This is a genomic window from Achromobacter sp. EB05, from assembly GCF_044232075.1.
GTDB lineage: Bacteria > Pseudomonadota > Gammaproteobacteria > Burkholderiales > Burkholderiaceae_B > Achromobacter > Achromobacter dolens.
Genome location: NZ_CP155917.1, coordinates 2,693,326 through 2,713,173 on the forward strand (window position 1 = coordinate 2,693,326; position 19,848 = coordinate 2,713,173).

The following is a 19,848-nucleotide window of genomic DNA, read 5'->3' on the forward strand; positions in this document are numbered from 1 at the left end:
CGCTTGGGATGTCTGTGTTGTTATTCAGGCTCAGGCGATGCGGTCGCCCGGCTTGATCTTGGCGGCGCGGCTGTCCACGCCGGGCAGCATGTGCGCGGGGTCGCGCGTCACCACCACGTCCAGCACGGTGGGGCGGTCCTTGCAGGCGTAGGCGGCGGCCAGCGCGGCGGGAATCTCGGCCGGGTCCTCCACCCGAATGCCGTTGCAGCCCAGCGCCCGCGCCACGTTGGCGTAGTTGGTCTCGGCCAGGTCGGACGACTGGTAGCTGCCGCTGCCGTACATCAGGTGCTGCAAGGCCTTGATATAGCCTGAGGCGGCATTGTTGACCACCACCAGGGTGAAGGCCAGGCCCATGCGCACGGCGGTTTCCAGTTCGCCCAGCGACATGTTGCAGCCGCCGTCGCCGGTCAGGCTCACCACCTGCCGTCCGGGCGCGGCGGCGGCCGCGCCGATGGCGCCGGGGATGCCGTAGCCGATCGACGCGAAGCCCCGGTCCGGCACGAAGCCGCGCCCGGCGCGCTTGGTGTCGAACAGCAGGCCGCCCCAGTGCGCGGCGAAGCCGCCGTCGGCCACCAGCACGCCGTCTTCGGGCAGGCTGGCGTTGATCTCGTGCATCAGGCGCGCCATGCCGATGGGCCGGTCGGCCGAGGTCAGCTTGGCGCGCACCGATTCGCGCCAGGTGTGCATCGCCTGGCCGACTTCGGCGGCGTAGCCTTCCCGGCGGGCGCCGCCGTTGTCGGGCTGGGTGGCCAGGGCCTGGTCCAGCTCGGCCAGCGTGGCGCGGGCGTCGCCCCACAGCCGCAGCGCCGGCGTGGTGGTGCGGTCGAATTCCTCGGCCACGATGTCCAGGTGGATGATGGGCGCGCCGGTGGCCAGCAGGTCATAGCGGCGCGTGGCCACTTCGCCCAGCTTGCAGCCCACCACGAACAGGCAGTCGGCCTTGGCGATCAGGTCGTTGGCGATGCGGCTGTAGCGGCCGAACAGGCCCGCGTTCAGCGGATCGTCGCAAGCGATGGCGCCCTTGCCGCTCATGGTGTGGGCCACCGGGAAGTTGTAGCGCCGCGCGAAATCCTGCACCGCCTCGGCGGCCTCGCTGATGTGCACGCCGCCGCCGCACAGCATCAGCGGGCGGTCGGCGCCGGCCAGCATGGCGGCGGCCTGCGCCAGGGCGTCGGCATCCGGGCGGCAGCGCAGCGCGGGCGCGCGGCGGTAGGTCTCGCTGGCGTGGAAGGCGGCGGCGTCGAAGGCGTGGACTTCATGCGCGATGTCCTCGGGCACGTCCAGCACCACCGGGCCGGGCCGGCCGCTGGTGGCGACCGCGAAGGCGCGCCGCACCAGTTCGGGAATGCGCTCGATCTTCTCGACCCGCAGCACGTCCTTGACCACCGGGCGCAGCACTTCCAGTTGGCGCGCCTCCTGCGTCATGTTCTTCCACGAATGCATGCGGTGCGAGTCGCCCACCAGCGCCACCATGGCGGTGCCGGCGTTGTAGGCCTCGGCCAGACCGGTGACCAGGTTGGTGGCGCCGGGGCCGAGCGTGGCGTCGCACACGGCGGGACGGCCGCTGACCTTGGTGTAGGCGTCGGCGGCGAACACCGCGCAGCGTTCGTCGTTGATCAGGTTGTGGTTCAGCTTCAGGCGCCGCACGGCGTCGTAGAACGGCAGTAGCTGGAAGCCGCCCATGCCGAACATCAGGCCGACGTCATGCGCGGCGAACATGCGGGCGATGGCTTCGCCGCCGGTGATTTCAAGGGTTTCCGACATGCGGGGAATGCTCCAGGTGGGTTGCGCGCCCGGCCAGCAGGGCGTCAATAAAGGATTTCAGGGGGGCGCCGATGCGGCAGCCGAGTTCGCGGGCGCGGGCGTTGGCGCACGAGACCACGCCGTCCTCGTAGCAGGAGCGCGCGTCGCCGATGCGGGCGCTGTGGGCCGACACGGTCAGCGCCGCGATGCCGCGCTGCTGCAGCAGGGGCAGGCGGCCGATGCCGGCGCTGTCCTTGCCGATGCCGGCGTCGTTGAAGGTCACCAGCCAGGGGCGGGGGCGCACGCCGTCGGTGGCCAGGCCCGCCAGCCGTTCGCCGTGCGAGGCGGTGACGGCGATCAGGCCGTCGTCGGCCGGCTCCAGCAGCGAGACCGAGTCGGCGCCGATCACGCGCGGCGTGCCGTCGGCAGCCGTGGCCAGGACGGCGCGGGCCTCGTGGCGCGGCGCCGGCCAGGTCGGCGCCATGTCGGCATCGGCCAGCCGCCGCGCGGCCTGCGCCACGGCCATGCCGGGCCGGCAGCCGAGCGCATGGGCCAGGCCGTTGACGTGGCTGATGATGCCGTGGCGCGCCATGTCGGCGCCGTCGCCGATACGGCAGCTACGGTAGTCGGCGGTGGCGGCGGCCACGCCCCACTGCTGCAGTTCGTCCAGCCCGGCGATGCCGGCCTGTTGCCAGCCGACGCCGGCGTCGTTCAGCACCACCGCGCGCACGCGGCCGCGGGCGGCGCAATAGGCGGCGTAGCTGCCGCCATGGGAGCCGGCGATCACCACGCGCCCGGCGTCTTCGGCGCGCAGCTTGGTGATGCTGTCCATGACGCGGGCGGGTTCGGCGTTGTTCTGTTTTTCCATATTATGGATGTTTGTTTTGATTCCTGGTGGCGCCACGGGAGGCCGCCAGGAAATCGATCTGTCTCTGCTTGAATTGAAATAATGATGTGAGACCGATTCTAAGAGGCCATGGGCGGTGCCAACAATCCTGTCTCCATATTATGGAAGCTATTTGAAAATGAGGGGCGCCATCCATCGGGGAGGCAGGCGCGCCGACGCGGGGCAAAGGCGCGTGGCATGGCCGCGCATCGCGGGCGCGGCGCGACCCATGCGAAGAAGGGAGGGGAAGGGCGCGAAGCCCGGGGAAGCGGGCGCGTCGGCCCGTTCGGGGATGTCGGCGCCACGCGCCGGTGGGAAACAACAGGCGGGCGGCGACCTGGCCGCCCGGGTATCGCCTGCCGCGCCTACTTTTCCCAGCCGCCGCCCAGCGCCAGGAACACGGCGATCTGGTCGTTGCTGAGTTCGGCCTGGCCGGCGGCCAGCGCGCTTTCATTGCTGGCCAGCGTGCGTTCGGCGTCGAGCACCGTCAGGTAGTCGGTCTTGCCGTACTGGAACAACTGGCGTGCCTGCGACGCGGCCTGCGCCGCCTGGTCGCGCGCCGCTTGCAGCGCAGCCTGGCGGTCGAGCTGGCGCGCGTACACCACCAGCGCGCTCTCGGTTTCGCGCAGCGCATTCAGCACCGAGGCGTCAAAGCGCGCCACGGCGGCCTTGGTATTGGCCTCGGCCTCGGCGATGCGCGCCTGCACCGCGCCGGTGTTGGGCAGGGTCCAGGAGATCAGCGGACCGACGCTCCAACTGAAGGTGCCGCGATCGCCGAACATGGCGGCCGGGCCGCCCGAGGCGCCGGACAGGCCCAGCGTGATCTTCGGGTACAGGTCGGCGGTGGCCACGCCGATGCGCGCGGTGGCGGCGGCCAGCGCGCGTTCGGCCTGGCGGATGTCGGGACGGCGGCGCAGCAGCGCGGCGCCGTCGCCCACCGGGATCGTCTGGCTCAATTGCGGCGCGGCGGCGCATTGCAGCAGCGTGGTCGGAATCTCGGCCGGGGTCTGCCCGGTCAGCGCCGCCAGCCGGTACAGCGCGGTGCGTTGCTGCGCCTGGAACGGCGGCAGGCTGGCGCGCAGTTGTTCCAACTGGCTGCGGGCCCGGGTGACGTCCAGCGCGGTGCCGCGGCCGGCGCGTTGCAGGCGGCTGACGGCGTCCAGCGATTCCTGCTGCACTTTCACCGAATGCTCGGCCGAGGCCAGTTGCATGCCGGCCGAACACAGGTTGGCGTAGGCGCGGGCGGTTTCGGCCGCCACCGTGACGCGGGTGGCGTCGTAGGCGGCCTGCGCCGCCTGCGCGTCGGCGCCGGCCGCTTCCACGGCGCGCCGGATCTGGCCGAACAGGTCCACCTGGTACGACATGCTGGCGCCGGCCGAGTACGACCAGCGGTTGGGCGGATCGATGCCGGGCGCCAGTTCCTGGATGCCGGAGACGTGGCCGAAGGTGGGCGAGGCGTTCACGCCCAGGCTGGGCTGCTGCTGCGCCTCGGTCTCGCGCACGGCGGCCTGGGCGCGTTCGAGGTTGGCGCTGGCCACGCGCAGGTCGGTGTTGGCCGCGAGGGCTTTCTCCACCAGGCCGTCCAGCACCGGATCGTTGTACAGCCGCCACCAGTGGCCGGGCACCTGGTCGCGCTGGAACACGCCCTCCCGCGCCTCGGCGAATGGCGCCTGCGCGCCTGGCCGGGCGGCGGCCGCGTCGGCGGGCACCTGGTAGTCAGGGCCCACGGCGGCGCAGCCGGCCAGCGCGGCGGACAGCATCAGCGGCAGGAGGAATCTGGTGTTCATGGCGGTTACGGCTTGGCGTTGTCTAAGTGGTTGACGAGTGGGTGAAAGCGCGCGCTCAAGAGGGTTGGCGCGCGTCGGTCCGCGTCTGCGCGGGCGCGGCGGCGGCGCCGACCGCCACGGTGGCGGTCTGGCCGGCCACCAGGCGCACGCCGGCGGGGACTTCGTCGATCTTCACGCGCACCGGGATGCGTTGCGCCAGGCGCACCCAGTTGAAGGTCGGGTTGACGTTGGGCAGCAGGTTGGCGCCGGTGCTGCGGTCGCGGTCGGCAATGCCCAGCGCGATGCTCTCGACGTGGCCGCGGATCTGGCGGTTGTCGCCCATCAGCGTGACGGTGACGGGGTCGCCTTCGTGGATGCCGGGCAGCTTGGTTTCCTCGAAATAGCCTTCGACGTAGAACGAGCTGGCGTCGACCAGCGCCATCACGCCGCGCCCGGCGCTGGCGTACGAGCCGGCGCGCAGGTCGAGGTTGGTGACGCGGCCGTCGGTCACGGCCAGCACGCGGCTGCGTTCCAGGTTCAGGCGGGCGGTGTTCAGTTGCACCTCGGCCTGGGCCAGCGCGGCCTCGGTCTGCTGCAGCTTGGTCTGGCTCTGTTCCAGCGCCTCGGCGGCCACCAACTGGCCCAGAGAGCGGTTGCGCTTGGCGTCGCGCAGCGCCTGTTCGCGCGCCACCTGTTGCGAGCGCACGGACGCTTCGGCCTGGTCGTAGGCCAGTTGGAAGCGCGCGCGGTCGATCTCGAACAGCACGTCGCCGGCCTTGACGTCCTGGTTGTCGTGCACCGGCACGGCGGTCACCAGGCCGGACACGTCCGGCGCCACCTGCACCACGTAGGCCTTGACGCGGCCATCGCGGGTCCAGGGCTCGACTTCATAGTGCACCCACAGTTGCCAGCCGGCGTAGACGGCGGCCGCGACCACGGCGGCGGTCACTGCGAATTTGCCGATGGCGGCGGGGCGCAGGGCATTGGGGAGTTTCATACCTATCTCTGCAGAAAATAAGGGGAAATCAGGGAGACGCCATATAGCAGCACGATGAACAGCGCCAGGTCGAACAGCGCCGGGTGCCACACCAGGCGATACAGCCCGGCGCGCGCCAGCACGCGGCGCACGGCCCAGGCCACGCCCAGGGTGACCACGCCCAGCACCAGCAGCCAGGGAAAGTAGATGCCATAGAGGTTGAATTCGCCGATCATGGTGTTTCCAGCGTGGGATGGGCGGGTTGGTAATCGGCCGCGTCGGGGAAGAAAGCGCGGCGCAGGCCCACCAGGGCCACCACGGCGCGGTCGCGCGCGGCGACGGTGCCGGGCGTGGCGCTGACGCTGGCCAGGGCCCGGTCGATCTGCGCCAGCATTTCCGGCGCCTTGTCGCCGCCGCGCCAGGCCGAGCGTTGGCGGAAGAAGCGCGCCAGGCTGTCGAGCACCGGCGCGATGGTGGCGTCGGCCATGGGCAGGTGGCGGCGGGCGCGTTGCAGTTCGGTGATGTCGCGGCCCACGCGCAGGTCCTTGAGCGCGTCGGCGGCGACCAGATCGTCGGGGCGCTTGGCCATGGCCAGGCGCGGCTGCAGCAGGCCGATGCGGTCGAGCATGCGGGCGGCATAAGTGTGGCGGGCCGGGGCGCGCGGCGAGCTGGCCAGCGTGGCCAGTTCGTTCCAGTTGGCGGCCTGGATGCGGCGCGCGCTCCAGTCGGCGCTGACGGTGCGGAAGATGGCGGCGATGATGGCGGCGGTGGCCACGCCCATGCACTGCGCCACCTGCGTGTCGATGAACGACACCAGGTCGGCGGTGTGGGTGTCCTGCAGCGCCATGGTGCCCAGGAAGCCGAACAGCACCGCCATGGCCTTGCCGGTGGAGGCCGGCCGCGCGATGAAGATGCCCAGCACGAAGGCGGTGGGCAGCATCGCCAGCGCCAGCATCTCGAACGAATGGATGGCCGGCATGATGCCCAGCAGGTACAGCGCCGACAGCGGGATCGAATACACCGTGTAGGTCAGGAACTGCATGATGCCCGGCACCGGGTTGTCCTGCGAGGCGAAGAAGCAGCTGAAGATGGCGGCCATCAGGGCGGCGGTGGCGCCGTTGCTCCAGGCCGTGCCGATCCAGAACAGGCAGACGACCGAGATGGCGACGCCGGCGGCGGCCGCCGACAGCAGCGCCATGCCGCGGTCGCGGTGCAGCGTGCGGCTGGGCGCGGTGCGGGCGGGGGCGCGCGTGCCGCGCAGCGGCGCCCCGGCCAGGCCGGCGCGGATCTCGCGGCGCAGCGCCAGGCATTCGTCGTAGGTGTCGATCAGCTCGCGCAGCCGCGTCATCAGGCTGGCCAGCAGCGCGTCGCGCCAGCCGGAGCGGCTGTCGATGGCGGGCGTCAGGCGCGAGACGGCGGCGCGCAACTGCACGGCGGTTTCGTGGGTGGCCTTGGCGCCGGCGTTGATCCATTCGGAGATGTCGGCCAGCACTTGCGAGACCGGCTCCGGCAGCGTCTGGCCGTTGGCCTGCAGGGCGCGCATGCGGTCTTCGACCGCGGACACGGCGGGCGTGAGCGCGGCGATCTGGTCCTGCATGGCGCGCACCGCGCCGGCGGTCCACCGCAGGTTGCCGGTGTCGAACGGCACGTGGGTCGACAGCAGGCGCAACTGGGTGATGTCGTTGGCCAGCTCGCGGCGGTCGCGGTCTTTCTGTTCGGCGGTCTTGCCGCTCAGGGTGTCGTGGATCCAGAGCTTGGCGTCGCGCACCGCCTTGTCCAACTGCAAGGTCAGGGCGGGCGCCAGGCCGCGCGGCAGCACGATGCTGTGGACCAGCGTGGCGCAGACGATGCCCAGGCTGATTTCCTCGACCCGAGCCAGCGCGGTGTCGAACACCTGCGACGGGTCGGTGACGCTGGGAAAGCCGATCATGGCGGCGGTGTAGCCGGCCAGCATGAAGAGATACGAGCGCGGCGTGCGGTCCAGCACCGACAGGTACAGGCAGAAGCCGACCCAGGCCACCATGGCGGCGGTCATGACGACGGGCGAATTGGACAGGCGCGGCACCATGTAGACGGTCATGGCCGAGCCGCAGAAGGTGCCGACCAGGCGGTACAGCGCCTTCGAGCGCACCGCGCCGGACCAGGGCTGGGCCACGATGTAGGCGGTGGTCATGGCCCAGAACGGGCGTGGCAGGCCGATGCTGTACGAAAGATAGAGCGCCATGATGGCGCTCAGGTAGCTCTTGAGGGAGAAGATCGTCTCGCGGACGTTGGGCAGTTTCATGGCCGCGGGTCCTCCTGGGCCCCGGCGGCGCTGCGGCCCAGCGCGGCCTTGAGTGCGTCGAACACGCGCAGGCAGGCTTGCAGGTCGGCTTCGCTGACGCCGTCGAACAGGCGCCGGCGCAGTTCCACCAGCACGTCCTCGACCTGCTTGCGCAGGGCGTGGCCGGCGTCGGTCAGGTGCAGGGTCTTGGCGCGGCGGTCATGCGGGTCTTCGCGCCGTTCCATCAGGCCGGCGGCGACCAGTTGGTCGAGCACGCGCACCAGCGACGGGCCCTCGACCCCCAGCGCCTCGGCCAGCGCGCCCTGGCGCACGCCGTCGCCCAGCCGGCCGGCCAGGATCACGGGCCAGGCGGTGGCTTGCGACAGGCCGTAGTCGGCCAGGGCCTTGTCGGCGGCGCCGCGGTAGGCGCGCGACAGCACCATCAGGTTGGCAGTGGTGGCCATGAGTTGGGAGTCGGTGGGGGTGTCCATGGAAATCGATTGTATCCTATCTATTAGCTTACTATTAATTGAAAATGGCGAAGATCTCCATTGATTTTTTCAATCGGGAAAATCAGGGGTGGGTTTTCCGTGGGTGGAAAGGCGGGGCGGCAAGGCCATGCTGTCGCATCGCCTTGCGGGGCGGCCACGCTGGCCGCCCTGGACGATCAACCGTTGCAGTCGGCCCAGCAGTTGGGCGTTTCGTACAGGCGCACGCGGGTCAGGCGCAGGTCGGCGCCGTAGTGGCCGTGATAGTGCGGCGCGAGGATCTCGAAGATGACGGCGGCCAGGTTCTCGGCGGTGGGGATGCGGTCCAGCACCACGGTCTTGTGGTCGGGCATCGAGTCGAGGAAGCCGCGCACGGCGGTGTCGCCTTCGTACACCAGGAAGGCGTGGTCCCAGACGTCGACGATATGCGTCTTGGCGATGCGCTTGATGTCGGCGAAGTCCATCAGCATGCCGTTGTCGGATTCGCCGGGGGCCTGGACGATGTCGCCGGTCAGCGTGATTTCGAGCACGTAGCGATGGCCGTGCAGGTTGCGGCACTGGCTGCGGTGGTCGGGAATGCGGTGGCCGGCGTCGAATTCAAGCCTGCGGGTCACGGAAATCATGGAATGCCTATGTATTTATGGGTCTGCAGGCTCAGGCGCCATTGCGGGTGCTGCATGCAGTACTGGACGGCCTGTTCGGTGTTGGCCAGGCGGGCGGGGCCGTCCATGGGTTGCAGGAAGAAGTGGTCGAAGTCCAGGTGCTCGAAGCGCGGGGGCAGGGCGTTGGCCTGGGGGTAGACCAGCTTGAGTTCGTTGCCGCGTTCGATGACGACGGGGGCGGTGCCTTTGGGGCTGACGCAGATCCAGTCGATGCCGGGGGGCGGCTGGACGGTGCCGTTGGTTTCGATGGCGACGGTGAAGCCGCGGGCGTGGACGACGGCCAGCAGGGCTTCGTCCAGTTGCAGCAGGGGCTCGCCGCCGGTGAAGACGATGTAGCGGTTGGCGGTGTCGGGGCCCCAGGCGGCTTCGATGGCGTCGGCGAGCAGCTCGGGGGTGGCGAATTTGCCGCCGCCGTCGCCGTCGGTGCCGATGAAGTCGGTGTCGCAGAAGGTGCAGGCGGCGCTGGCGCGGTCGCTTTCGCGGCCGCTCCAGAGATTACAGCCCGCGAACCGGCAGAAGACCGCCGCGCGGCCTGCGTGGGCGCCTTCGCCTTGCAGGGTTTTGAAGATTTCTTTGGCGGTGTAGGTCATGGGGGAGTGGCGCTGGATGGCGCGCCAGGGAGGGGCAAAAGGGCGTTATTTTAGTCGGTCTTGGTTGCGGGGGGCTGGGATGTCCTTGATGTCGTGGGCTTTTTCTCGTTTGTTGGGGTGGTTGCGTGACGTTGGCGGGGGCTTCGTAGGTCGCCCTGGGCGCGGGCGGGTCGGGAGGCGGGCGCCCACGATTGCGGTCCGGAGCGTTCGCTCCGGACTGCCCCGTTGTCATCTTCGTTGTCGCCTGCGGCGACTGCCTCTCAAGAAACTCCACTTAAGTCATTGATACCTCATTGGTTTCTCCTGAGGCGGTTAACGGCACCAAGCTGTAGCCCATGGTCTCTGCACGTTTTGTCAGGTGATGCAGGACGCGTTGGCGGTGGCGTTCTTCGTAGTACAGCTCACCTTGGTCGACGTATTCGGACCCTTTGGTCAGTAGGGTGTAAATCAGTCGAGCCAGTTTGTGCGCGGCTGCGGTGATGGCGCGCCGCTTGTCCAGGCGAGCGCACAGCCTTCGGTAGTAGGCGCCTAAAGCGGACTGGCTGTGACGTAGCGCCATTGCCGCCAGACGCAGGGCCTGTGCGGCGCGGTTGGGTGAGCGTTTGGTGGCGCCGTTCAGAACCTTGCCTCCGGAGATGCGTGTGCCCGGGCACAAGCCTAACCACGAAGCGAAGTGCTTGGCCGAAGGGAAGCGGTTCATGTCCGGACCGACCTCGGCCAGGACGGTAAAGGCAGTCATCTCGTCGATGCCGTTGATGCGGGTCAGGTCCACGCCGCACATGGCAAATAGATGCGTGCGCAGATCGAAGGCCATGGCCTTTTTGGGCCAGCGGCGCTGCGACTTGCCCGGATCGCCGTCATGGCGGTGCAGTTTGTGCAGTTCGGCTTGGATGTGCTGATCGCAATCGTTGAGCAGTTGTTGATAGGTGTCGTACAGGGCCAGCGCTTGCCGCAGCGCGAACAAGTGCTCGTGACGCCAGTTGCCTTGCAGCGCGGCAGCGATATCGTCCTCGCTGGCCTTGACCTGGCGCTTCTTCAGGCGGGCCAGTGCATGCGGGTCGCGCTCGCCACCGACGATGGCGCGGATGATGGCCTGACCGGTGACCCCGACCACGTCCGACAGCACTTGCGTGAGCTGAATGTTCATCTGGGCAAGTGCCTTCTGCATGTGCTGCACGTGGCGCACCTGCGAGGCAAGCAGCATCTCGCGCTGGCGCGAGAACTCGCGCAAGACGCAAATCTCGTCAGAGGGACGGAAGGCGCCGGCCAACAGGCCATAGCTCATGAGCTGTTGCAGCCACTGGCAGTCCAGGACATCGGACTTGCGGCCCGAGACGTTCTTCACGTGACGGGCGTTGACCAGGTAAACGGTGAAACCCTGGCTATCGAGCAGCTCATAAAGCGGGATCCAGTAAACGCCGGTGGACTCCATGGCCACGGCGGTAACGCCGCAGTCCTTGAGCCATTGCGCTAGGCGATACAAATCGGCCGTAAAGCTCTTGAACTCGCGGACAGGTTGGTCGTCGCGGTCATGAGGCACGGCAACGAAGTGGCTGGCCGACCCGATGTCGATGCCCGCGGCATCGGGATGGGCCAGGCTTAGGGTTGCATCGGACTTGCGAGGTGACATGGCTTGCTCCATCATCGCTAACGGAATGCCGCCAGGCATGGGTACGTCGTTGTACTCACTCTCTCAAACGGGATGCACGCGCTAAGCGTGTGCTCGCCAATGTCGGTGACGTCACCCGGGGCCATGCTTCAGTACGGGCGTGGGCAAACACGCACCATTGGAAGGTCGGTCTTTACCTGAGCGGCATTCCACCTTGCCACAGGTGCAGCCACGAAGACAGTTTCTTCGTCACGGGCGTCGTGAATGACGACTATTGGGCTTCAGATTCCCTCGGGCGCATCGAGGTTGCCCGCCTCCCGACCCGCCCGCGCCCAGGGCTGCGAGCGTCTTGGGTCGTGGTGCTGCAAGGCCTCAGGGTTCTGGAAAGTCTTGCTGGGCCCGCCTGGAGTGGCCGCCCGGGCGGCCGCTCCAGGCATACGCGGTGTGGGATGTTGGGCGGGGTTCGCTGGCGCGCAGGCGTGGCGGATGCGCGAGGGGGGGATCCGGGTGGGACGGTGTTTGGGGGCTGTTGCCGGATGTGCTTGCGCCACAAGCGGGGTGGCGTGAGGGATTTTCACGCCATGGGGTGGGGGGAGCGGAGGGTTTATCGCCTGGCGAAGGCTTATATACTCTCGCGCTATGTTTCATGTTCAAGATTCTCTCTATATCGACGAGCGCGAGATTGAGTTCTCGATGATCCGGGCGCAGGGCGCGGGCGGGCAGAACGTCAACAAGGTGTCGAGCGCGGTGCATCTGCGGTTCGATGTGCGGGCGTCGTCGTTGCCGGCGGATATCAAGGATGCGTTGTGCGCGATGAGCGACCATCGCATTTCGAAGGAGGGGGTGATCGTCATCAAGTCGCAGTCGTTCCGCAGCCAGGACAAGAACCGGGCGGAGGCGATCGAGCGGCTGGTGAATATGGTGCGGGCGGCGGCGAAGGTGGAGAAGCCGCGGCGGGCGACGAAGCCGACGCGGGCGTCGCAGCGGCGGCGGGTGCAGCGCAAGGTGCTGCACGGCGAGGTGAAGCGGTTGCGGGGGCGGGTGCAGGGGGAGTGATGGTCCCTCGGATTCCGAAGAAGGCCCCTCGGTCGGCAGGGGTATAACGATATATCGGGATGTCTCGATATAAGATTCGATAAATTGCGATATTTCAATATGACGACCACTGCTGCCCCCGCCGCCGAGGCCACCACGGAGATCGATGTCGACGCCATTCTCAAGGCGTTGGCCAATCCCGTGCGCCGCGAGATTCTGGGGTGGTTGAAGACGCCGCAGGCGCACTTCGAGGAGCGTCCGGGGCATACCTTCGAACACGGGGTATGCGCGGGCCATATCGATGGGCGCTGCGGGCTGTCGCAGTCCACCGTGTCTTCGCACCTTGCGGTGCTGCAGCGCGCGGGGCTGATTTCGGCCACCAAGGTGGGGCAGTGGGTGTTCTTCCGTCGCAATGAACCCGTGATTGCCGCGTTCCTGCGGCAATTGAATCAAGACATGTAGCCTGCCGCCGCTACCCACGCCCGCCCGCCGGGCACGAGGATTGTTATGAGCCTGCTGTTCGAACCCTTGCAAGTGGGGGAACTGACCCTGCCCAACCGCATCATCATGGCCCCGTTGACGCGCCAGCGCGCCAGCGAGGGCCGGGTGCCGAACGACCTGATGGTCGAGTACTACGTCCAGCGCGCGTCCGCCGGCCTGATCCTGACCGAGGCCACCTCGGTGACGCCGCAGGGCGTGGGATATGCCGATACGCCGGGGCTGTGGTCGCAGGAGCAGGTCAAGGGCTGGCGCAAGGTGACGTCGGCGGTGCACGAGGCCGGCGGCCGCATCTTCGCGCAGTTGTGGCACGTGGGCCGCATTTCGGACCCGGTGTTCCTCAATGGCGAACTGCCGGTGGCGCCGAGCGCGATCGCGGCCGGCGGCCATGTCAGCCATGTGCGTCCCAAGCGCGGTTACGTGGTGCCGCGCGCGCTCGAGACCGATGAGATCCCGGGCATCGTCGAGGCCTATCGCCGCGGCGCGCAACTGGCGCAGGAAGCCGGTTTCGACGGCGTCGAAGTCCACGGCGCCAATGGTTATCTGCTGGACCAGTTCCTGCAGGACAGCACCAACCATCGCACCGACGGCTATGGCGGTTCGCTCGAAGCGCGCGCGCGCCTGATGCTGGAAGTGGTGGATGCGTGCGTCAGCGTGTGGGGCGGCGGCCGCGTCGGCCTGCACCTGTCGCCGCGTGGCGATGCCCACTCGATGGGGGATTCGGACCCGGCCACGACCTTCAACTACGTGGCGCGGGCGGCGCGCCGCCGTGGCCTGGCGTTCCTGTGCGCGCGCGAACATGAGGGCGCCGACAGCCTGGGACCGCAGCTCAAGGAATCGTTCGGCGGCGTGTACATCGCCAACGAAGGCTTCACGCGCGAATCGGCCGAGGCGGCGATTGCCGCGGGCCGCGCCGACGCGGTGGCGTTCGGCGTGCAATTCATCGCCAATCCCGACCTGGTGCGCCGCTTTGCGCTGAACGCGCCGTTGAACGCGCCGGATTCGTCGACCTTCTACGCCTCGGGCGCGACGGGCTACACCGACTATCCGGCCCTGGCGACGGCCTGAAGCGCCGCGCCGTTGCCGGCCACGACGGGTCGGCAACGGCATGGGCGTTTCAATGCAGCGCGGCGCGCATCGGGTAGGTGAACAGACCGTAGTGCGCCGCGTTCAGGCCCAGGTGGGCCAGCACCGCGGCCGCCAGGCCGCCGTGGCGGTAGGCCATGCCATACCCAACGCCGGCGAGGCCGGCCAGCAGCATCCATTGCCAGCCGCCGGCATAATGCGCCAGCCCGAACAGCAGCGCGGCGACCAGCAGCGCGGCCGTGGCGCCCCAGGGGCGGCCGCGCCAGGCGCGCGTCAGCCGTTCCTGCACGTAGCCGCGGAACAGGGCTTCCTCGGCCAGCGTCACCAGCAGCGCGTTGTTGATCAGCCATAGCCAGCCCGAGTCGGGCCACTTCGGCGCCCATCCCACCACCCCCAGCGCCAGGGCCAGCCCCAGGCAGGCCGCGATCGCGCCGGCGCACGCGGCCAGCGCCGCCGTGAGCGTGGCGCGCGCGCTGGCGCCGGCCATGGCGGGCGCGGCGACCAGCACCACCCAGAACGCCACCAGCGGCTTGTCCAGGTTCAGGTACATGGCGAAGGGCACGGCATCGGGCGTCAGCGCGGCGCGCGGGATGACCAGCGGGTTGTGGTAGCCGGGCAGCCAGTGCAGGAACAGCAGCACCGCCAGGATCAGGAACAGCGCATGGCCAGTGGCGCGAGCTGGCGCCGCCATGGTCGGCCGCGCCAGCACGGCGGTCAGCGCCAGCAACGCGGGCCAGGCCAGCGCCACGGGCTCGATGCCGCCCTGCGTCCAGGCCCAGGCATAGGCGAGCGCCAGTGGCAGCAGGGCCCAGCGGCGGGTGGCGGGTAGCCACAGCAGGGCGGCGGCCAGGAACATCAGGGAGCCGGGAGAGGCGAGAGGCATGGTTCTTCCTGCGAGACAACGGGCGGCGCGTCACCGGCATCGCGTGCGCGGGAGGCGCTCAAAGCCGCAAGTGTAAGCGCCGCATCGTGAGGCCGCCGTTTGCGGGCGGCCGATTGGCGTTTGCCGTTCGCGCCGGCGGCTTTTCATTTCCGCGCTTTCGGGCGACCATGCCGCAGCGGCGCGTCCCGCCCGGTGGCGGGAAGAGGCTCGTTCCGCGCAAGGAGCAGCAATGAAATTGATCGCATGGTTGATGTTGGCGGCGGCGATCCTGCCGTTCGTCTGCACGATCGTCGCCAAGGCGGGCGGCAGGAAGTTCGACAACAATGATCCGCGCGCCTGGCTGGCGCGGCAGGAAGGCTGGCGCGCGCGCGCCAACGCGGCGCAGGCCAACACGTTCGAAGCGCTGCCGTTCTTCTACGCGGCGGTGCTGTTCGCGCTGTACAACCAGGCGGCGCCCGCGCACGTGGCCACGTTGATGGCCTGCTGGCTGGGCGTGCGCCTGGGCTACCTGGCGATGTACCTGGCGGGCTGGGGCGCGCTGCGCTCGCTGGTCTGGACGATCAGCGTGGGCTTTGTCATCGCCATCCTGTTTGCGGGCGTCTAGCGCGCCCACGCGGTCCCGGCCTGGCACCGGGCGCCCCGCGCGCCTGGCCAGGCGGCATGGCCATCAGGGGTTCACTTCCATTCGAACACGGCGCGCGCCGTGCCGCTGTTCTGCACGCTGACTTCGCGTTCCTGCGCCTTGCCGTTGAAGGTGGCCGAGACCTTGTAGCTGCCGGCGGGCAGCTTGACCAGCATGTAGGGGCCCTGGGACTCGGCCTGCAGCACCTGCTTGCCGTGGCCGTCCTTGATGACGACGGCGACGTTGGCCACATAGTCGGCCTTGCCGTCGCGCTGCGCGGCGAAGGTCAGCGAGAGCGGGTAGTCCTTGGCGGCGGCCTTCATGGCTTCGGATTCGTCCAGGCCGATGCCGCCGCTGACGTATTCCACGCTGCCCTGGTGCTGCACCGCGGGCAGCGCCGCCTGCGCGGCGGTCAGGAAGCCGGCCAGGGCCATGGTGCCCACCGCCATCGCGGCGGCCAGGGTGCAACGTTCGATGCGCTTGTTCATGCAATTCTCCTTGAAGGGATGATCACGCAGGAAATTCGACCGGCATATGCGCGCCGAGTTCGCCGGCGCTGCCCGTTTTACCGGGGCGTGGACGATCCAAGCGTATCGCTCGCGCCGGGGTCGCGCCAGGCGAATGCCAGCACGCTCTCGCCGTTGGCGGCGCCATCGGGCGCAAAGCGCTTTTCGACCAGTTGGCCGGTGCCGTCGTCGCGCAGCGCCAGCACGGTGGAACTGCGGGTGCCATAGTTCGGACTGACGATGAAGGGGCTGCTCAATAGTTTTTCGCGATCCGGCGGCAGGCCCGTGGCGGGCAGGTCGGCGTCGTCGGCCGGGCTGCGGTCGGCCAGCGCCTCGAACAACGCCGGCAGGTCGGGCTGGGGAGCGTGTGCCAGCACCCGCTCAAAGGCGGCCTTGGTGCGCGCCAGCTTGGGCCATGGCGTATCCAGCAGGTGGTTCGACAGGGCATAGACGCCAGCCGCCAGCGGCCGCGGCGCGCCGTCGCGGTTGCTGGCGTACCAGGCGCCCTGCGCGTCACCGACGATCAGGTTAAAGCCGTTGTAGGCCTGGCCGGCGGCATGGGCGGCGGCGATGTAGTCGGCGGCCGGCGCGCGGCCGCGCAGGAAGTTCTCGACCAGGGCGCCGCGCGAGGGGGCGTCGGCGACCACGCGGCCGGGCTCGCGGAAATTGGTGACCAGCGCATAGCGCCCGCCAGTGGTGGCGCCCATCCAGGTGCCGCCGGCCAGCGCGTCGCGGCCGCCGTACACGTGGGCGGCGTCGGCCCACTGCGCCGCCGGCAGCGTCGGCCGGGCGTGGAATTCATCGCGATTGGCGGCGATCAGGACGGGAATGCCCGGCACGGTATGCAGGGCGAGGACGGCAAGGCACATGTTTCAGTCCGGATGGGGGAGAGGGGCGGGCGGCGCGGGCCGGCCCGGTTCGGCCGCGAAGCCTGGCCCCGCGAGCGTGGCGCGCAGGGATTCGATCGCGGCGGCGGCTTCGCGCAGCGCGGGGGCATCGGTCGTCACCGGCGTGGCGCCGACCGGCGCGCTTTGGATCACCACCTGTGCCATGGCGCGCAGCGCGTCGGCCAGGCGCGCCAGTTGCGCCGGTTCGGGCGGCGGCTGTCCGGCCGGCAGCGACCAGGCGGTGTCGGAAATGGCGTTGGCGACTCGTTCCAGGGCCACTTCGACCGGCCACCAGGCCAGCGCCCGGCGGCTCACCAGGCGCGGCTCCGACAGGCCGCGCTGCAGGGCGATGCGCAGGTCCGACAGGCGCGCATAAGCCTGGGTGCGCAGGCCGTGGCGGGTGGCCGGGTCGGCCTGGAACACGGTGTTGAGATACGCGGCCAGGGTCTCGATGGCGGTGGCCACGGCCTGGTCCAGGTTGTGGCGCTCGATCCGCATCCACGGCAGGTAGCCCACCGCCAGCACGATGGCGGCGGCCACCGCGACGTCCTCCAGCCGCGCCAGCGCGATCGGCCAACTGCCGGGTTGCAGCGCGCCGATCAGCAGCATCAGGATCGGCAGCAGGATGGCGGAGAACAGGCCGTAGTTGCGGCGGATCGACCAGGGCAGCAAGGCGGCCAGCGCGGTCACGGCGACGAGGCTGGTGACGCCGCTGCGGTCCAGCGCCATCACGGTGGCGCTGATCGCCACGCCCACCACGCTGCCGGCGCAGCTTTGCAGCGCGCGGGCGAAGACCGAGCCGAAATTGGGCTTGAACACCACCACCACGATCAGCGGCACCCAGTATGAGCGCGGCAAGGCCAGGGTATGAGCCACCGCCTCGGCGACGACCAGGCACAGGCCGAGCCGCGCCAGGTAGCGCAGCGTGGTCGGACCGGGCCGGTAGGTGCGCGCCAGCACTCGCCATGGCGTGCGCGGGCGGGCCGGCGGCAGGGCCGGGAAAGCGTCGGGCCGCGCCGGGCCGCTGCCTTCCAGCAACGGCCGCGCCTGCTCCAGCGCGTCGGCCAGCGCGGTCGCGCCGGCCCGGCGCACGGCCGCGATGTCGTCGCCCGGCGCCAGCGGCGTGGCGTTCTCGACATGGTCGGCCAGCCGGTTCATGGCCCGCGCGCACTCGGGCGGCAGTACCCGGCCGGCCCGCGCCAGCGCCAGCGCCGCGTCCGACAGCGGCGTGCAGGCCTGCAACTGCGCGGCCAGCCGGGCCAGCCGCGGCGAGGGGCCGGCGGCGCGGCGCCGGGCCGCCAGCACCGTGTCGTAGGCGCCGGCCATGGCGGCTTCCATGTCGCGCCGCGCCGTCATGATGCGCGAGGTGCCAATGGCGGCGAACATGGCCGCCAGCTTGCGATAGGCCAGCGCCACCGCCGCCCGTTCCGGCGCGATCGGGTTCACCACCCAGCCCAGCAGGGTCAGCGCCAGGCCGAACAGCCCGCCCGCGCCCACCAGCGCCGGCGGCAGCCAGGGCGGCAGCGGCGACGTCAGGCTGGCGCCGACGATCACGTAGGTGGCGAATTGCAGCGTGGCGACGGCGGCGATGTTATTGAAGGTGCCGACCAGGCTGGCCAGCAGCACCAGCAGCGTCATGCCGGCGACGCTGAACAGGCCGTGGCCGGCCAGCAGCGTGCCCAGGAAGTAACCCAGCGCGCCGCCGAACACGGTGCTGCCGATGGATAGCGCGCGGTTGCGGTAGGGGCCGCCGTTGTCGCCGGTGATGGCGGGCAGCGCGCCCAGCGCCACCAGCGCGGCCGCCGCGCTCTGGTCGAGCAGCAGGCCGGCGGCGGTCGGCAGGCCGATGGCCAGCGCGGCGCGCAGCGCCACCCAGCGGCTGACCGGCGACGGTTCCATGTGCGCCAGGCTCATGAGCCAGCGCATGTTGGAGGCGCGCGCGCGGCGGTTTTCGCGGGAGGCGGCTGAGTGCGGCACGGCGGTCCCGGGCCGGTTAACCCTGGCCCTTGATCAGCGGCGCTTCCTGCGGCGCGGCCAGGCGGAAATAATCGGCGGTGGCCATCAGGATGGACGCGTCGAGACGGCCGGCGTTGAACACGATTTCATCGTGACGCTGGCGCAGGGTGGGATCCACCAGCAGGTGCAGGTCGGGGTTGAAGCTGAAGGGCGGGATCGCGCCGATCTCGCAGCCGGTCAGCTCGCGCGCCAGGTCCTGCGAGGCCAGCGAGGCCTTCTTGCCGCCCGCGGCGCGGGCGATGGCGTCCAGGTCGGCCTGCTGGTCGGCGGGGAACACCGCCAGCACGTTCCGGCGCTGGTTGGATGAGATCTTGACGCGGCAGACCAGCGCCTTGGCGCCCTGGCTGACGGCGGTGCCGCGCACGGCGGCGACTTCCACGGAGCGGCCGGCGGCGGGGTGGGAGATGAGGCGGTAGCGGGCCTGGTGCTCGGTCAGCAGGGCCTGCAGGCGGTCGTAGACTTCCATGGCGGGAAATGGTGGGTTGGCAAGGCCGGCGCCGGGGATCCGGCGGGCCATGCCGCATGATACGCCGCCACCGGGCCGGCGGCGCGGGCTAGATGTCGCCAGTGAAGGCGTAGCCCCAGCCCCAGACGGTACGAATCGGCAATTCCATGTCGGTCTCCTGCGCCTTGCGGCGCAGCCGGCTGACCACGACGTCCGTGCGGCGCACGGATTCGCGGCCGGCCTGCGGATCGCCGGGCGGCACGTCGCCGCGCGGCAGGCGCTTGTCGGGGCTGGTGGTCAGCTTGAGCAGGAAGTCGCGTTCGGCCTGGGTCAGCGGCAGGCGCGTGCCGCGCGGGCTGACCAGGGTCCAGGCGGCATCCTGGAACTGCCATTTGCCGGTGGCCTCGGCGGGGGCGGCGGCGGCCGGGCGCGCCTCGGCGTCGGCCGGCCGGCGACCGCTCACGGGCACGCGGCGCACCAGCGCCTGCAGCGCGGCGGCGATCTCGGCGGTGGCCACGTCGGGCGGAAAGCAGGCGTCGGCGCCGCAGTGCAGGCCGAGGATGCGGTTTTCAGGCGAATCGAAGGTCGAGACGGCGACGATGCCGGCGGTGGTGTCCATGGCGCGCAGGCCGGCGACGGCCATGCATAGATCGGTCAGCTCGGCTTCCATCACGAGCAGCGGCGTGCGGCGCGCCTGGAACAGGCGGAACAGGCCGTTGGAGTCCTCGCATCCGCGCGGCGAGAAGCCCATGCCCGCCAGCGCGTCGCAGCGGCGTGCGCGTTGGTGGGCATCGGGTGAGAAGACGATCAGGTCTAGTAAGTCATTCATGAATCGTTGTCGGGATCAGTGCAGCTTCAGCGCATGCATGATGCATCGGATACAACGG

Annotated in this window: 20 protein-coding genes; 4 read left to right on the top strand and 16 right to left on the bottom strand. The window is 69.9% G+C overall.

The window, feature by feature from the left end:
- Positions 1 to 30: 30 nt before the first annotated feature.
- The 10 genes from AAID08_RS12410 to AAID08_RS12455 all read right to left on the bottom strand — a co-directional run bounded on the left by AAID08_RS12410 (position 31) and on the right by AAID08_RS12455 (position 11,004).
- The gene (locus AAID08_RS12410) at positions 31 to 1,764 is read right to left on the bottom strand and encodes a thiamine pyrophosphate-binding protein (RefSeq protein WP_395757696.1); all 1,734 of its coding nucleotides are present in this window, start codon (positions 1,762 to 1,764) and stop codon (positions 31 to 33) included.
- On the bottom strand, positions 1,748 to 2,611 hold the full coding sequence (locus tag AAID08_RS12415; protein ID WP_395757697.1) for a hypothetical protein: 864 nt from the start codon (positions 2,609 to 2,611) through the stop codon (positions 1,748 to 1,750). Before AAID08_RS12415 ends, AAID08_RS12410 begins: the two co-directional genes overlap by 17 nt.
- Positions 2,612 to 2,994: 383 nt before the next feature.
- The gene (locus tag AAID08_RS12420; protein WP_054502741.1) at positions 2,995 to 4,416 is read right to left on the bottom strand and encodes an efflux transporter outer membrane subunit; all 1,422 of its coding nucleotides are present in this window, start codon (positions 4,414 to 4,416) and stop codon (positions 2,995 to 2,997) included.
- A gap of 55 nt (positions 4,417 to 4,471) precedes the next feature.
- Positions 4,472 to 5,392: an HlyD family secretion protein gene (locus tag AAID08_RS12425; RefSeq protein WP_049073393.1), complete on the bottom strand. Its 921-nt coding sequence runs from the start codon at positions 5,390 to 5,392 to the stop codon at positions 4,472 to 4,474.
- A 2-nt stretch (positions 5,393 to 5,394) separates the two neighbouring features.
- Complete coding sequence (locus AAID08_RS12430; protein WP_020927916.1) at positions 5,395 to 5,607, bottom strand: DUF1656 domain-containing protein; 213 nt, start codon at positions 5,605 to 5,607, stop codon at positions 5,395 to 5,397.
- On the bottom strand, positions 5,604 to 7,655 hold the full coding sequence (locus AAID08_RS12435; protein ID WP_144658086.1) for an FUSC family protein: 2,052 nt from the start codon (positions 7,653 to 7,655) through the stop codon (positions 5,604 to 5,606). Before AAID08_RS12435 ends, AAID08_RS12430 begins: the two co-directional genes overlap by 4 nt.
- Positions 7,652 to 8,125, bottom strand: coding sequence for a MarR family winged helix-turn-helix transcriptional regulator (locus AAID08_RS12440; protein ID WP_006387237.1), 474 nt, complete (start codon positions 8,123 to 8,125; stop codon positions 7,652 to 7,654). The genes AAID08_RS12435 and AAID08_RS12440 overlap by 4 nt, the downstream gene beginning before the upstream one ends.
- A 176-nt stretch (positions 8,126 to 8,301) precedes the next feature.
- Positions 8,302 to 8,745, bottom strand: coding sequence for a 6-carboxytetrahydropterin synthase QueD (gene queD, locus AAID08_RS12445; protein ID WP_054502738.1), 444 nt, complete (start codon positions 8,743 to 8,745; stop codon positions 8,302 to 8,304).
- Positions 8,742 to 9,374 carry a 7-carboxy-7-deazaguanine synthase gene (queE, locus tag AAID08_RS12450; protein WP_049073396.1) on the bottom strand — a complete coding sequence of 211 codons (633 nt, stop codon included), beginning with the start codon at positions 9,372 to 9,374 and terminating at the stop codon, positions 8,742 to 8,744. The genes queD and queE overlap by 4 nt, the downstream gene beginning before the upstream one ends.
- Before the next feature lie 274 nt (positions 9,375 to 9,648).
- Positions 9,649 to 11,004: an IS110 family transposase gene (locus tag AAID08_RS12455; RefSeq protein WP_049073553.1), complete on the bottom strand. Its 1,356-nt coding sequence runs from the start codon at positions 11,002 to 11,004 to the stop codon at positions 9,649 to 9,651.
- Positions 11,005 to 11,622: 618 nt separating this feature from the next.
- Here AAID08_RS12455 and arfB point away from each other — a divergent pair.
- The 3 genes from arfB to AAID08_RS12470 all read left to right on the top strand — a co-directional run bounded on the left by arfB (position 11,623) and on the right by AAID08_RS12470 (position 13,584).
- The gene (gene arfB, locus AAID08_RS12460) at positions 11,623 to 12,039 is read left to right on the top strand and encodes an alternative ribosome rescue aminoacyl-tRNA hydrolase ArfB (protein ID WP_049073397.1); all 417 of its coding nucleotides are present in this window, start codon (positions 11,623 to 11,625) and stop codon (positions 12,037 to 12,039) included.
- A gap of 99 nt (positions 12,040 to 12,138) precedes the next feature.
- Positions 12,139 to 12,480: a helix-turn-helix transcriptional regulator gene (locus tag AAID08_RS12465; protein WP_054502736.1), complete on the top strand. Its 342-nt coding sequence runs from the start codon at positions 12,139 to 12,141 to the stop codon at positions 12,478 to 12,480.
- A gap of 45 nt (positions 12,481 to 12,525) precedes the next feature.
- Positions 12,526 to 13,584 carry an alkene reductase gene (locus tag AAID08_RS12470; protein ID WP_054502735.1) on the top strand — a complete coding sequence of 353 codons (1,059 nt, stop codon included), beginning with the start codon at positions 12,526 to 12,528 and terminating at the stop codon, positions 13,582 to 13,584.
- 49 nt (positions 13,585 to 13,633) lie between these two features.
- On the opposite strand, the gene AAID08_RS12475 is transcribed toward AAID08_RS12470, so the two are convergent.
- Positions 13,634 to 14,485, bottom strand: coding sequence for a CPBP family intramembrane glutamic endopeptidase (locus tag AAID08_RS12475; protein WP_395757698.1), 852 nt, complete (start codon positions 14,483 to 14,485; stop codon positions 13,634 to 13,636).
- 229 nt (positions 14,486 to 14,714) lie between these two features.
- On the opposite strand from AAID08_RS12475, the gene AAID08_RS12480 reads away from it, so the two are divergent.
- A complete protein-coding gene (locus AAID08_RS12480; protein ID WP_054502733.1) occupies positions 14,715 to 15,089 on the top strand; it encodes an MAPEG family protein in 375 nt (124 codons plus the stop codon).
- Positions 15,090 to 15,160: 71 nt separating this feature from the next.
- On the opposite strand, the gene AAID08_RS12485 is transcribed toward AAID08_RS12480, so the two are convergent.
- From AAID08_RS12485 to AAID08_RS12505, 5 genes are all read right to left on the bottom strand, one after another.
- Complete coding sequence (locus AAID08_RS12485; RefSeq protein WP_064523924.1) at positions 15,161 to 15,595, bottom strand: carboxypeptidase-like regulatory domain-containing protein; 435 nt, start codon at positions 15,593 to 15,595, stop codon at positions 15,161 to 15,163.
- A gap of 77 nt (positions 15,596 to 15,672) precedes the next feature.
- Complete coding sequence (locus AAID08_RS12490) at positions 15,673 to 16,482, bottom strand: NRDE family protein (RefSeq protein ID WP_064523922.1); 810 nt, start codon at positions 16,480 to 16,482, stop codon at positions 15,673 to 15,675.
- 3 nt (positions 16,483 to 16,485) lie between these two features.
- Positions 16,486 to 18,414, bottom strand: a complete 1,929-nt coding sequence (locus AAID08_RS12495) for an FUSC family protein (protein ID WP_395757699.1) — start codon at positions 18,412 to 18,414, stop codon at positions 16,486 to 16,488.
- 79 nt (positions 18,415 to 18,493) lie between these two features.
- On the bottom strand, positions 18,494 to 18,982 hold the full coding sequence (locus AAID08_RS12500) for a YbaK/prolyl-tRNA synthetase associated domain-containing protein (RefSeq protein ID WP_054502731.1): 489 nt from the start codon (positions 18,980 to 18,982) through the stop codon (positions 18,494 to 18,496).
- A gap of 88 nt (positions 18,983 to 19,070) precedes the next feature.
- On the bottom strand, positions 19,071 to 19,790 hold the full coding sequence (locus AAID08_RS12505) for a response regulator transcription factor (protein WP_054502730.1): 720 nt from the start codon (positions 19,788 to 19,790) through the stop codon (positions 19,071 to 19,073).
- Between the last annotated feature and the right edge of the window lie 58 nt (positions 19,791 to 19,848).